General features: G+C 45.8%; 13 protein-coding genes. 6 read left to right on the forward strand and 7 right to left on the reverse strand.

What is annotated here, in order from left to right; all coding sequences use genetic code 11:
* Positions 1-149: 149 nt before the first annotated feature.
* The gene (locus EWA64_RS01140) at positions 150-911 is read right to left on the reverse strand and encodes a tRNA-uridine aminocarboxypropyltransferase (RefSeq protein ID WP_061895391.1); all 762 of its coding nucleotides are present in this window, start codon (positions 909-911) and stop codon (positions 150-152) included.
* Between the two features lie 94 nt (positions 912-1,005).
* On the opposite strand from EWA64_RS01140, the gene EWA64_RS01145 reads away from it, so the two are divergent.
* Entirely contained in the window at positions 1,006-1,821 is an 816-nt protein-coding gene (locus EWA64_RS01145; protein WP_061895392.1) for a sterol desaturase family protein, read from the forward strand.
* Between the two features lie 78 nt (positions 1,822-1,899).
* Here EWA64_RS01145 and EWA64_RS01150 read toward each other — a convergent pair whose 3' ends face one another.
* The gene (locus tag EWA64_RS01150; protein ID WP_061895393.1) at positions 1,900-3,936 is read right to left on the reverse strand and encodes a methyl-accepting chemotaxis protein; all 2,037 of its coding nucleotides are present in this window, start codon (positions 3,934-3,936) and stop codon (positions 1,900-1,902) included.
* Between the two features lie 110 nt (positions 3,937-4,046).
* On the opposite strand from EWA64_RS01150, the gene EWA64_RS01155 reads away from it, so the two are divergent.
* Positions 4,047-4,529: a C40 family peptidase gene (locus EWA64_RS01155; RefSeq protein WP_061895394.1), complete on the forward strand. Its 483-nt coding sequence runs from the start codon at positions 4,047-4,049 to the stop codon at positions 4,527-4,529.
* Between the two features lie 19 nt (positions 4,530-4,548).
* Here the strand turns inward: EWA64_RS01155 and EWA64_RS01160 are convergent, their stop codons facing one another.
* From EWA64_RS01160 to EWA64_RS01170, 3 genes are all read right to left on the reverse strand, one after another.
* Positions 4,549-4,893, reverse strand: coding sequence for a DUF3802 family protein (locus tag EWA64_RS01160; RefSeq protein ID WP_039436896.1), 345 nt, complete (start codon positions 4,891-4,893; stop codon positions 4,549-4,551).
* A 157-nt stretch (positions 4,894-5,050) separates the two neighbouring features.
* On the reverse strand, positions 5,051-6,013 hold the full coding sequence (locus EWA64_RS01165; RefSeq protein ID WP_061895395.1) for a GGDEF domain-containing protein: 963 nt from the start codon (positions 6,011-6,013) through the stop codon (positions 5,051-5,053).
* The gene (locus EWA64_RS01170) at positions 6,010-6,975 is read right to left on the reverse strand and encodes a response regulator (protein ID WP_061895396.1); all 966 of its coding nucleotides are present in this window, start codon (positions 6,973-6,975) and stop codon (positions 6,010-6,012) included. The genes EWA64_RS01165 and EWA64_RS01170 overlap by 4 nt, the downstream gene beginning before the upstream one ends.
* A gap of 227 nt (positions 6,976-7,202) precedes the next feature.
* Between EWA64_RS01170 and EWA64_RS01175 the strand changes: the two genes are divergently transcribed.
* Together EWA64_RS01175 and EWA64_RS01180 are read left to right on the forward strand one after the other, a co-directional pair.
* Positions 7,203-8,069, forward strand: a complete 867-nt coding sequence (locus tag EWA64_RS01175) for a fructosamine kinase family protein (protein WP_061895397.1) — start codon at positions 7,203-7,205, stop codon at positions 8,067-8,069.
* Positions 8,070-8,372: 303 nt separating this feature from the next.
* Entirely contained in the window at positions 8,373-8,576 is a 204-nt protein-coding gene (locus EWA64_RS01180; RefSeq protein ID WP_039426480.1) for a CPXCG motif-containing cysteine-rich protein, read from the forward strand.
* A 37-nt stretch (positions 8,577-8,613) separates the two neighbouring features.
* On the opposite strand, the gene EWA64_RS01185 is transcribed toward EWA64_RS01180, so the two are convergent.
* The gene (locus tag EWA64_RS01185) at positions 8,614-9,228 is read right to left on the reverse strand and encodes a riboflavin synthase (RefSeq protein WP_061895398.1); all 615 of its coding nucleotides are present in this window, start codon (positions 9,226-9,228) and stop codon (positions 8,614-8,616) included.
* A 245-nt stretch (positions 9,229-9,473) separates the two neighbouring features.
* Here EWA64_RS01185 and EWA64_RS01190 point away from each other — a divergent pair, with 245 nt between their 5' ends.
* Both EWA64_RS01190 and EWA64_RS01195 read left to right on the forward strand, forming a co-directional pair.
* Entirely contained in the window at positions 9,474-10,844 is a 1,371-nt protein-coding gene (locus EWA64_RS01190) for an MATE family efflux transporter (protein WP_082796706.1), read from the forward strand.
* 88 nt (positions 10,845-10,932) lie between these two features.
* Positions 10,933-11,928: a DUF3080 family protein gene (locus EWA64_RS01195; protein WP_061895400.1), complete on the forward strand. Its 996-nt coding sequence runs from the start codon at positions 10,933-10,935 to the stop codon at positions 11,926-11,928.
* Positions 11,929-11,935: 7 nt separating this feature from the next.
* On the opposite strand, the gene EWA64_RS01200 is transcribed toward EWA64_RS01195, so the two are convergent.
* Complete coding sequence (locus EWA64_RS01200) at positions 11,936-12,781, reverse strand: DNA ligase (RefSeq protein ID WP_061895401.1); 846 nt, start codon at positions 12,779-12,781, stop codon at positions 11,936-11,938.
* Between the last annotated feature and the right edge of the window lie 101 nt (positions 12,782-12,882).

Consider the following 12,882-nt stretch of genomic DNA (forward strand, 5'->3'; position numbering starts at 1 on the left):
ACGTGTCAGACTCCTAAGAAGTTGGAGTCAAAAGATAATAAATATCTGCGCATTATCCATATCTCTAAGCCTACAAACCGTGACACAGGCAGAATTTATCCGCTGACTGATATCGTTTGCGCAACTACTCAACAGCATTAAGGCATAAGTTAGAGTGATGTCTCGCTTTTGAAGCTACGCAAGTACTCAGCTAGAAAAGGTTTGTTCTCATTCTGTTTGGCACGGCTTTTACTCAGCAGGTAACTTTCGCGAAAGGTTTCAAACCAACTTTGCAGACACTGGCTGGCATATGTTTCGCCAGCTTGGCAGAGTACTAATGACGCCACTTCTGCGGTCGACAGATGCTGTTCGTTGTCTGAGCGGCGCATTTGATATTGAGACAGACGATCGGGGTTGATGGAGAGCACAGGCAGATTTTGCAGATAATTGGATCGACGAAAGATTTTTCTCGCTTCACGCCAACTGCCATCAATGAAGATCAGAAGCCATTTGCGGTGATCATGCTTGGACGACTCACGTATTAACAGGTTGGAATCCAACTGCTTCAGCAAACGCTCTGGTTGATCAACATAGTCCCCGGGGAAAACGATCACAGGCTGATAATCATCACACTGTAATAAAGTGAGCATGTTATGGTCTGGTTCGGTGCGGTTCCATTGATAAACGTAAGTTTCTTGCACCACATCAGCAATCAAGCGCCCCGTGTTGCTTGGTTTAAACACCTCATTGTCAGAAACGATCAACATGCACGCAATATCGGTCGGTACATCGGGCTGAACGTCGCACAAGCAGTGCTCAAGGGCGACTTGGCAATTTCGGCAGCGCACAACATTACATCCTCGCGCTTGAAATGGCTTGGTTGAGATGGACTGACGGTACTGGTATAAACGATGAAAAGCGTGCAATCTCATGATGAACTAGGCTCAAATAAAAGAGAGCTGGATTCTACTGATAAGGCGCGACAAGCTCAACACTACTCTCAATCGGACAAATTAAAGGAATCCTATGACCGAGCCGAGTTTTAACGACCCCTCCACTCTTCGCTTAACCATTTTTATTGCTGTTTTGTTGATTTGTGCCGCTTGGGAGCACTACCGACCGCGAAAAGCGTTGACCGCTCCTAAAACGGTACGTTGGTTGAACAACCTCACTTTGGTCGCCCTTAACGGCTTGATCATTGCGCTTTTACTGCCCCTGACGGCTTTTGAAGCCGCTAAGATCGCCCAAGATCAGCAAGTAGGCATTTTCCATCAGCTCTCTCTGCCTATGTGGGCGAATGTATTAGTTTGCGTGTTTATACTCGATCTCATCATCTATCTGCAGCATTTGTTGTTTCACAGGCTGCCTTGGTTGTGGCGTCTGCACCGCATGCATCATGCTGATTTAGATATCGATGTCACTACAGGTACTCGCTTCCATCCGATAGAAATTCTTCTGTCTATGATGATCAAAATCGGCAGTGTGTTCGCTTTAGGTGTCTCACCACTGGCGATTGTGGTGTTTGAAATCATTCTCAACGCCAGTGCGATGTTTAATCACAGCAATGCAAAGCTGCCACTTAGGCTTGATGCGGTGATGAGAAAAGTGATTGTAACGCCTGACATGCATCGGGTGCATCATTCAGTGATTGTGCGAGAAACGCATTCCAATTTTGGTTTTTTCCTTTCGTTGTGGGATAGGCTTTTCCGTACCTACGTCGCTCAACCGAAGCTCGGCCATCAGAGGGTACAAATCGGTGTGCCTGAAATTAGAAAAGCTCGAGAACAGTGGTTAGATAAAATGCTAACCCAGCCCTTTCGCTACCAGACTAAGCGCCAGTAGATCATTTTCAGAAAAGTAAAAAGCTCAATACTGTGATTGAGCTTTTTTGTTGTCTTGGCTAGATAACTTTGGCTAGACCTAGCTCGCCAACTGATACTTATGCAGCATCTCTTGTTGCTGACCCGCAATATCGGAAACGTGTTGCGAGCTTTCTACCATCGACTCCAGCTGTTGCCTAGTTTGATCGCCCTGCTCTGAAACATGGGTAATGGCGCGAGAGACTTCTGACGTCGCACGTTGTTGCTCTTCTGTCGACAAAGTAATTTGTTCGACACGCTCGCGAATATGCCCAACGGCGGTCTCAATATCGCTGAAGGCGACTTTCACTTCACTGCTCGCGGCGAGCGCCTCTGCCATTCCCTTACGCGACTCTTCGACGGATTGACGGCTTTTTTCAGCCGCCGTTATCAACTCACTCATCATTTCGCTAATGTTTGACGTTTGTTTAGAGGTATCGCTGGCTAGTTTACGCACTTCATCGGCGACGACCGCAAATCCGCGTCCTTGCTCACCCGCACGGGCAGCTTCAATTGCCGCGTTCAACGCCAACAAGTTGGTGTTATCAGCGATGCCGCTGATCAGGTCGACCATTTCACGAATCGCCTTAACGCGTAAATCCAGCTCGTGCATCGCTTCTTCGTTGATGTTCAGGGATTGTTCCAGCAGCATCAAGCGATTGAGACTTCCTTCGACCACTCTAACTCCACGTTGCGTATTTTCTGTCGCTGTTTTGGCATCATCGTAAGAGGCGCTGGTAACAGACGCTATCTCTCTGATTGAGGCTTCCAGTTCAGTGACCGTCGCCACCATCGCCGATAAAGCATCATTTTGTATGTTCAAACTTTGACTAGAATACTCCGCCGCACCGTGGCTGATTTCTGCGGTCTGATAGAGTGCTTCACAGTTTCGAGTAACGACCGTGAGTGATTCACCGGTGGAATTGATGACTTGGTTGAGTTTTCTTGCGACTTCACGCATTTCCCTCGGGCCAACCTCTTGAGCAAATTGGGTAAAATTATGTTGTGTGAGTTCAGAAAGGCGCTTCAGGATATTCTTCAAGCCACGATTGACCCAAGCGCGAAACCCAAGCCACGAGCTGATCACCAATCCGACGACGATGATCCCACTGAGCGTCAAGGTAAGGCTCATATTACTGATGGTTTGACTTACAATCTGCTCGCCTTGTTGGATAAGTGACGAGGCAGTGGCAGAGATCGTGTTCAGTAGTTCGATAGTTTCATTGGATAGATGTGTCACACGAGTGATCTGGCTTTGTTGCTCTTGCTGATTTTGTACTCTATCCATCAACATCGCTAATACGCCTTGTTCTTTAAAACCGGCCAACACCATCTCATAAGGCGCGGTCAAGCTAGCAAATTCGATGACGTCTGGGTGCCACTCTTTAAAATCATCATAAGCGAGGCGGATCCCAGCGATACGGTTACGCATTTCACGATACTCGCCCTCCGCCTTTTCAGGATCGCTTTGCATCATTAGCATGAGAAACGTGCTTTCCATCGAGCTTGCCCCAGCACTAAAGCGGTTTGCTGCATCGCTTGACTCTGGATTATCGACACTCAAAAATGAGCTGATACGATTCATTTCTGGACCAATAGAACTGAGACCATAGCGAAAACTGCTAATCGCTTGGTCAATGTTTTGCTGGTTTTCGATCGCTTTTGCTTGTCTTGCCAAGATGTCTGACGTGATCTGGGCAATCGCATCGACATTACTTTGTAATTGTTGCTGTTGTTGCGGGGAGATCATCTGTTCAAAAGCGCTGGTGATGGCCATCACGCGTTCAATATATAGAGATGTTTCTGACGTTAGTTGTGCGATTTTACTGCGCGTTGCTTGCAATTCACTGGGGTCTTTGAGCGAGGCGCCATAGTTGAGCAACTTCACCTGTTCGAGAATATTCTGGGTGAGTTTGGCGTTATTCATCGCAAGTGGTAAAGCTTGGGTCGACAAGGTGCTAAACTGTGTACCTATTTTTTGCACACCGTTGTAACTCGATATCGAGAGTGCAAAGACGAGGAGGATGATAGAGAGAAACAGCACGCTGATCGCCTGGATCAAAGAGAGAGAAGCACGTTTAGTTTTGGGCGGATTCATACATTAACCAAAGTATCAAGTCACAAGGATGAGACAAAGTGTGATTTACTGCCAAGTTTATGGACCGTTCGTGACAGTTACATGACAGTAAAAAGACATCCTGATTACATATGAAACAATTTAATTATTTAATTTTGCTAATGATTTTGCTTGTTGGTGGATGTAGCCAGACGAAGGTGGCTAACAGAGAAGTCGATAACATGAATCTTTCTGAGCACGTTTTAGCCAACAACCCTCAGCTACAGTCATTTTATCTCGAATGGCATGGCACACCATATCAGTTTGGTGGGAGTGATAAAGATGGCGTCGATTGTTCGGCTTTTGTTCAGCATGCCTTCAGCCAAGCCTACCAATTTACTCTACCCAGAACCACGAGAGAGCAGTTTGATGCGAGCCGAAAGATTGAATGGCAGCAGAAGCAACAGGGAGACTTGCTGTTCTTTAAAACCAGTAAATCGGACTATCACGTAGGAATATATTTAGGCGGGTTGCAGTTTATGCATGCATCAACAACGAAGGGAGTAATCATTTCACGGCTTGATAACCCTTACTGGGCGGATAAATTTTGGCAGGTCAGAAGAGTTACTCTCTAACTCTTCCGACCCAGTAGTATCAATCGTACTTAGCCACAGCACTGTCAAATAGGTTTTTTACTAGTGCAATGTACTCATCAAGAAAATTGATCTGTTCGTTTGTCGCTTTCTTATGCCAAACACCCGCCAGCACTTCACCCAAATCGTCTGCGACCATATCTGCCTCTTTCAGCAATTTGAAACGGATGCTGGAATGCAGTTCTGGGTTTTGTTCAAAAAGAGCCATGATGTTGGATGCAATCATGTCTGTGATCACATCTTCTATGGTTTCTGTGCCTGTATCGCCAACGTCAGACGCGAATACATCAAGATTCAAGGCAAGGTGCTCTATGAGAGCTAAGTATCCATCGGTTTCAACAACCACTCTTCTTCTCCGTCTGAATGCTTACATCATGCGTAAGCTTACAACTTTTTTGTCTAAGTTAATACTAAGACATGTCTGGGAAATTTCACCAACTTAATCAATTATAAATCGCAGAATTTGATCAAATGGCGTACTTTCCATCAAAAGCGAACAGAGATCACTCTTCGTAAACACAAGTTTGGTTGCGACCGCTCTCTTTTGCCAGATAAAGCGCCTTATCTGCACATTTCAACCATTCTATATAACCGGAAAACGCGGGGTTAAATTCGCACACACCCAAGCTGATTGTGTAGTTGATCACGAAATCTTCTACTCGGACGATTTCTTGCTCGATTCGTTTACGTAGGCGTTCAGCGAAATAACGCGCTTGATCGGCACTGGTGTTTGGCAATAAAACCGTAAACTCCTCACCGCCGTAGCGCCCACACAAATCACTGTTGCGAGCGGTTTTTTTCAGCATATTAGACGTTTTACGAATCACTTCATCGCCTGCGTGATGGCCATAGGTATCATTGACGCGTTTAAAATGGTCGATATCGAAAATAACTAGAGAGCTATGTGTATCGAGAAACTGCATTCGATTAAATTCTTCTTTCATCGACTGTTCCCAATACGCCCGATTATACAGCCCAGTCAACCCATCACGGCGACTCATTTCAGACAGATGCTGATTGGTCTCTTTAAGGTGAATCTTATTACGAGCGATTTCGGATACATCATTAATCTGAATCGCTATGTGTGTCACCTGACCACACAGAGAACGCAATGGCGTGATAACGATGTCTTGATACATATAGGTGCTGCCATGTGAGACTGGCGAAAAGTTATGAAACTTAAATAGATAAGGACGGTTTTCCCAACTAGAGAAAGAGCGCGTCGCCAGTTCAGCGGCGGTATTTACCTTGGTCTCCAACCAGACGCGTGGCAACTCATTGAAACACTCAAAGAGGCTTTTACCTAAAATGTGCTGTGACATGACACCGCTGTAGGACTGCATGAAGCTGTTCCAGACACACACTTGAAATGAGCGATCGATAACAACCAAGCCTGAGTCCATGGTATCGAGAATTTGGGTTACCCAGTGAAAATCGGCAATATCGAGCGTTAAGTCCGAAGTCATAATGTCTCCATAATGTCGTAGATGATGGCAACCGAAGGGCTATCAATGAGAAATAGAACCTCACATTCGAAATCCATGCTTTCGGCAAAATAGGTATATTCGATGGTAAAGAGTTCATCTGATTCTTGTCCGCAATCGACATCCGGAATCACCGTATCAATGATGGCAGGCTGACGCAATGAGAAAGATTTGTCGAGATGTCCACCAAGCGAAGTTAAAAAAGAAGAGACCAGTAAGTTGGCAATGTTGAGAATCACCTCGTTATGGGTAGTAAAGTCTTTGTGGTAACCGAGCTTCTCACCGATTTGATCAATATCACTGCCACGAAGGCAAACTAAAGCTTCACCATGAATCCCGCCACCAACAAAACGCTGTGAGACCGCGACAGAGCCCTCTCTTTTAACTACGTCTACCATGGTCATATACAGTTCACCACTAGTCAGAGGTCCAACACTAGGTACAGGTAGTTGAATAAATTCGTTGAGATGGTCTGCCATAATCGCCGCGCCTTTACCTAGGGCTATATTGGCGATCTCTTTAAATTTTAAAAGTGGTGTGGTGAGCGCTTCAGCTTTAAGAACAGGTTTAACATGAGGGTTGGTATAGCGTAGCCCGAGTTGCAGAAAGAGCGGTTCAGCTTCTTCATCGCTGAAGGGCTTTTCAACAAAGGCCATCGCGCCCATGTTCAAACAGCGTTGTTTCGCTTCCCTTTGCACATCCCCAGAGACCACCACCACGCGCGTTTTGTACTGACTGACGGGCAAACTGGCTAACAGCTCAAAACCGTCCATCACTGGCATGGTGAGGTCCAAAAATAGTACATCGATATTTTGTTCCATCATGATCTGCAGTGCTTCATAGCCATCTTGCGCTTCGATAAGATGCACAGAACTATCGCATACAATTGATCGACTAATTGACTTCCTTGCAACCGCCGAATCATCGCAAATGAGAATTTTCATACAGACCGTGGAACCAATATCAAAAAATGAATAATACTGGTCGAAGAAAAAATGCTCTAGAGGGAAATAGGCGAAAATGCGAGCAGATAAGCGACTAAATTCACATTTGAGTTATTTTCTTTCGTAAAATTACCTAATTATTGCTGAAGTTTGTGAAATGGCGACATTTTGTTTCTCCTTCTAGCATACACTTAGACTGAAACCAGCGTCGTCAAATGGGAGGCTTTATGTGGCAAGCGATTTCAGAGCAACTTTCAGACACTTTGATGTTCTCTTACGAGATTGTAGAAAAGATCCCGCTTGCAGGCGGTGATATCAGTGACTGCTTTATGATTAGCGATGGTGAACAACGTTATTTCGTCAAAGTCAACGAACGAGAGTTCCTACAAAAGTTTGAAGGAGAAGCCGAAAATCTTCGTCAGCTACGAGAAACCTGCACCATCCATTTGCCTGAGTTAATTTTGACTGGTGTCTCTAAATCGAATGCTTTTATTATTCTCAACTATCTCCCGACGAAACCACTTGAAGACGCGCAGAGCAGCTATCAATTGGGTCAACAGCTCGCGAGGTTGCATTTGTGGGGAGAGCAAAAAGAGTATGGTTTTGACCAAGACAACTTCATTGGCGCAGTGCTACAACCCAATGCTTGGCATAAAAAATGGCACACTTTTTTTGCGGAACAACGCATCGGTTGGCAATTACAACTCTTACGTGAAAAAGGCATCAACTTTGGTGTGCTCGATGAGATTGTCGAAGTCGTCAAACGTCAGCTTATTAGCCACAACCCTCGCCCTTCCCTATTGCATGGCGATTTATGGAATGGAAACGTCGCGCTATCTGCCTGTGGCCCAATCTGTTTTGATCCGGCGAGCTACTGGGGTGATCGTGAATGCGATATTGCCATGACGGAGCTATTTGGCGGTTTTCAGCCTGAGTTTTACCAAGGCTATGAGAGCTTAGCGCCACTCCCATTTGGTTACGCGCAGCGCCGAGAAATTTATAATCTTTACCATCTCCTCAATCATTGCAATCAGTTTGGCGGTCATTATCTAGAACAAGCACAGAAGGCAGTTGACAATGTTCTCTCTTACTGAGTCGAACGTATAAACTCAATGCTTAGCCAGTGTCGCTAGATCGAGAATGTCATCGTTTTCAGTTCAACGATGACATTTTTCGAGTCATATCACTTTATCTTCTGTCTGTTCGTCTATGTATTGAGTTTTTTGTCATACTTTGCACTTATTTTGAGTCGAACATCAACTTTCCTGCCTAACATGAATTCAGAGCGTAGTGCGGTTGTGTACAAACAAACTGGCTTTTTAGCGCTTTGGCTAGCAAGTATTTCGTCACTCGCCACGTTTGTTAAATAAACCAGAATAGACGTAAGGAAAAGAAGTATGCGTAACTACACTGAAAAACACATCAAATGCCCTCATTGTGGGCATCTTATCGGTATTACATTAGATGCGAGCAACGGCAGTCAGGACTTTTATGATGACTGTCCGGCCTGTTGCCACGCAATCCACCTCAATATGATGGTTGACGAAATGCAAGACACCATTCAATTAACGATAGATGCCGACGACGAGCAGGTTTTCTGATAGAAGGTAACCGCCACACCAATGTGGCGGTGTGTGGTTAAACTAAGCCTTTTGCCGCCAATACACGTTCTGTGGTATCCACAATGGCTTGGGTTTGCGGGTCAAATTCGATATTCACTCGCTCTCCAACCTTTCTTACGCCAAACAGAGTTCGATTTAATGTCTCCGGAATGAGATGCACGGAAAAGCGATTTTCCACCACTTCACCGATAGTTAATGAGCAACCATCCACACCAATAAAACCTTTTTCGAGCACGTATTTCATCTGCTTTACTGGCAAGCTAAACCAAACAGTGCGGTTGTTGGGGCTATCTATCACTTCTTCGATTAAAGCGGTATTGCTGATATGGCCTGACATGCTGTGTCCACCAATCTCATCACCAAATTTCGCGGCTCGCTCAATATTCACTTCGTCGCCTGGTTGTAAGTCACCTAAATTGGTCAGTCGTAGGGTTTGCTGCATCAGGTCAAAACTGACCAGTTCACCGTCAATGCGAGTCACGGTTAAGCAACAGCCATTGTGGGCCACTGACGCACCGATGTTTAACCCTTCTAGCATTTCATTACATAGACGGAGTGTATGAGTCTGAAATTGTTCTTTCTTTTCAATGATGACCACTTCGGCCATTCCCTGAACAATGCCTGTAAACATGCTATACAACCTCTTTTTTCTAGCGCGTAGTTTAAGATTCCATTATTATCCTGGATCAATATTCCGGAGGCTTCAAAAAAATCATACTCATTGTTCTGGCCTACGCTCAATACCAGACAACTTTCCCGAAATGATACCTGTGCTGAATGTTCATCAGCTCAACCACTCCATAGGTTACGTACCTTTGTCTGCCCCGGAAATGCAGTAAGACCTTATAACATATTTACCTATCTAGTGGAGTACACGTGCAAGATTACAAAAAAGAAGCATCCAGCCTCGTCAGGCTAGCGACACCAGTATTAATCGCTTCCGTTGCACAAACCGGTATGGGTTTTGTCGATACCGTGATGGCCGGCGGCGTGAGTGCCATTGATATGGCAGCCGTTTCCGTTGCCTCAAGCATTTGGTTTCCTTCAATTCTGTTTGGCATTGGCCTGTTGATGGCCTTGGTTCCAGTTGTTGCTCAGCTCAATGGTGCCGGTAAACGTGACAACGTGCCATATGAAATCCAGCAAGGCGCTGTGATGGCACTGCTTATCAGTGTGCCTATCATCGCTGTGCTTTTCCAGACGGAACGAATTGTAAGCCTGATGGATGTTGAAGCCGCATTAGCCACCAAAACAGTAGGCTATATCCACGCGGTCATCTTTGCTGTACCTGCTTTTCTGCTGTTTCAAACACTGCGTAGCTTAACCGATGGACTCTCTTTAACTAAGCCCGCGATGGTCATCGGCTTTTTCGGTTTGTTGCTCAATATTCCGCTCAACTGGATGTTTGTCTACGGCAAGCTTGGTGCGCCCGCACTTGGTGGTGTTGGCTGTGGTGTGGCAACGGCGATTGTCTACTGGATCATGTTCTTCATGTTGCTGCTTTATGTGACGACGTCACAAAGGCTAAAGCAGGTGAAGCTATTCCATGTTTGGTATCACCCTAATCTGAGCGCTCAAATCAAACTCTTTAAACTTGGTTTCCCTGTCGCGGCCGCACTATTTTTTGAAGTCACTCTTTTTGCCGTTGTTGCTTTGATGGTGGCACCGCTCGGCTCTGTGGTGGTTGCAGCTCACCAAGTAGCAATCAACTTTTCGTCCCTGCTGTTTATGCTTCCGATGAGTATTGGCGCAGCGACCAGCATTCGAGTTGGTCATAAACTTGGCGAAGCCAGCACTGAAGGCGCAAGAGTGGCTTCCCATGTAGGACTGATGGTTGGACTGTTGACCGCGGTACTCACTGCGACAGCAACCGTGCTACTGCGTGAGCCGATTGCGTTGCTCTATACCGATAACCAAGCGGTGATCCATCTCGCGATGCAACTACTGCTCTTTTCGGCCATCTATCAATGCACAGATGCGATTCAAGTTATTGCAGCAGGAGCGCTTCGTGGTTACAAAGATATGAAGGCCATCTTTAATCGTACGTTTGTTGCGTATTGGCTGCTGGGTTTACCAACGGGTTATGTGCTTGGCATCACCGATTGGATTGTTGAACCAATGGGGGCTCAGGGTTTTTGGATTGGTTTCATCGTCGGCCTCTCAGCGGCCGCGTTAATGTTAGGATTACGTCTGCATTGGTTGCACAAGCAAAGTGACGACATACAGTTGCAACTGGTAGGAAAATAGCTATCTGCTTGGCTATTAACTCCACAATTCAAGCCGGTGAACGCCGGCTTTATACTATCCTAAACATGGGATGTTATTGAGGATGACTATGTTGCGGCGTGCTTGCTTACTCTTATTTCCCCTCTTTTCGCTGACTGCCTGCATCGACAATGGAGGTATTGAAGATCGCTTTGTCACCTATGCAGGACGTCTTGCCAACGTTTTAGAGGCAGATGCGCCAACACCTCCCACCTCCTTTGCCATCACACTCGAGGATAAAAGACAGCTATATAGTGAACTGCCTCGCTTATCTCTCGGTTTACTGGATAGCTATGAATTACGTGATTGTGGCCTTTTTCAGATCGTTGCTGAAAAGAACTCCTCTCTTGGAAAAGTTTGGGATCAGTTCCAAGATTTCGACTATCAACTACGTTTAAGTGATACCCTAAGTCGATGCCTAATGTCTGACTCGCTCTCGGCTCGCTTGAGGGCACAATTGGACGATCTTGCCAAGATCAAACAGGATCACTTGTCCGTCCATTTGCGAAACTTAATTTTGACCAGTGATGCAATGAGAAAACAACTGAGTGGCCATCAGTGGTTGGTAGAGGGACAACAAAGTCAGTGGAGTGAGATTAATAGCGCCTTGTCTATTTTTGCGCAAATAGGCACCGCAATTACGGCGGATGAACCGGTTACTCTGTTGGTCTACCCATACCAAGAAGCATTAGAGAGATCGCCGCTGATTGGCGCTTTGTACTACTCGCTGCAACGCTCAACACGTTGGCTGAATCTCACCACTGATATGCTATCGAAGCATATTTCTTCAATTCACTGCGGTCCTAACCGGGATCAAACTCGTTTTAACTACCTGCGCAACGTTTTTCATGAATACTACATAAAGTCGATTCAAGCATATAATGCCGAACTTGACGCAGCTTACTATCAATTGAATAACCATTTGCCCATCATCATTGCGGCATTTGAAGAGCAAAACTCGGCATATCGGCTCCAAGAAGCTCATCAAGAATTTCGCCAGGCCAATCTAGAACACATTCAGTTTTGGCAGCAACTCTTTCAGCGCTGCCAAAACCCTGTTCAGTAGTCCACACTTATTGAGTAACGCGCTGGCGCAAGTAACGAGCAAACTTAGGAATGCCATTTTGAGTTAGACCGTTATAACGAAATGTAATCGTACTGCCGATCGCTGGTGGCGTTTCGCGTTGCACATCGGTAAACCCACTACCAATATAAAATTCCGTCCCATCCCCCAGTCGAACCAAAATAGCGCCCATTTTACCCATAAGGCGCCCACTGCCGGGTTTATAGCCAATCACCACCGCGTCATCGTCTTGATAACGCTTGAGTTTGAGTAAATCAGAGCTGCGACCTGCTTGATAGCGACTGCTAATTTTACGCAGCATTATTCCCTCACCTTGCTGGTGATCTAGTTCATCTAAGTGTACAAACAGCGCCTGTTCACTTTGTATCGGCATATGTTCAACGTATTGGATATGTTGGACACCCATTGTTCGAACCAAATCAGTAATGTGATGATAACGCTTGCGGTAATCACCTGCTGTATGCGGAGAATCAAAAAGCATAAAGCGAATTTGCTGCCATGCGTGGTCGACCGGGGTGGTATCTAACACAGTTTGCTGCACAAGATGAAAGTGACCTCGCCCAGCCCAAAGCTCACCATCTAATGGATAGTTGGGCAACGCCTGCACAAACCAGGCAGGTGCGTGGATTTTCTTGCCACTGCGAGTTTGGAGCTGTTCCCCTGTCCAATAGGCACGAATGCCATCCAGTTTTTCGCTGTACCAGTACTCATCGATGTTAATTCCGCCTTGGTAGTTTTCGGCTAGCACAATCTTTGTCTCTGGAGGTGGTGAAACACCTTCAGCATGGGTAGCGAAAGTAGCCAACAGGCAAGAAGCTAAGATGGTAAGACGCATCGCGTTAATCCTCGTGAATCATCATTTTCTATGATTCAGATTGGGGGCGAATTGCGCATCTCGGGCAAGCTGAGCACATTACTGTTGCGAGTTTAATAGGG

The sequence above is a fragment of the Vibrio cidicii genome, from assembly GCF_009665415.1.
GTDB classification, from domain to species: domain Bacteria; phylum Pseudomonadota; class Gammaproteobacteria; order Enterobacterales; family Vibrionaceae; genus Vibrio; species Vibrio cidicii.

Bases quoted from the DNA above. Each gene is read 5' to 3' on its own strand.
- EWA64_RS01175 (WP_061895397.1), top strand. From the start codon at position 7,203: ATGTGGCAAGCGATTTCAGAGCAACTTTCAGACACTTTGATGTTCTCT.
- EWA64_RS01185 (WP_061895398.1), bottom strand. From the start codon at position 9,228: ATGTTTACAGGCATTGTTCAGGGAATGGCCGAAGTGGTCATCATTGAA.
- EWA64_RS01180 (WP_039426480.1), top strand. From the start codon at position 8,373: ATGCGTAACTACACTGAAAAACACATCAAATGCCCTCATTGTGGGCAT.
- EWA64_RS01150 (WP_061895393.1), bottom strand. From the start codon at position 3,936: ATGAATCCGCCCAAAACTAAACGTGCTTCTCTCTCTTTGATCCAGGCG.
- EWA64_RS01165 (WP_061895395.1), bottom strand. From the start codon at position 6,013: ATGACTTCGGACTTAACGCTCGATATTGCCGATTTTCACTGGGTAACC.
- EWA64_RS01200 (WP_061895401.1), bottom strand. From the start codon at position 12,781: ATGCGTCTTACCATCTTAGCTTCTTGCCTGTTGGCTACTTTCGCTACC.
- EWA64_RS01155 (WP_061895394.1), top strand. From the start codon at position 4,047: ATGAAACAATTTAATTATTTAATTTTGCTAATGATTTTGCTTGTTGGT.
- EWA64_RS01145 (WP_061895392.1), top strand. From the start codon at position 1,006: ATGACCGAGCCGAGTTTTAACGACCCCTCCACTCTTCGCTTAACCATT.
- EWA64_RS01140 (WP_061895391.1), bottom strand. From the start codon at position 911: ATGAGATTGCACGCTTTTCATCGTTTATACCAGTACCGTCAGTCCATC.
- EWA64_RS01195 (WP_061895400.1), top strand. From the start codon at position 10,933: ATGTTGCGGCGTGCTTGCTTACTCTTATTTCCCCTCTTTTCGCTGACT.
- EWA64_RS01170 (WP_061895396.1), bottom strand. From the start codon at position 6,975: ATGAAAATTCTCATTTGCGATGATTCGGCGGTTGCAAGGAAGTCAATT.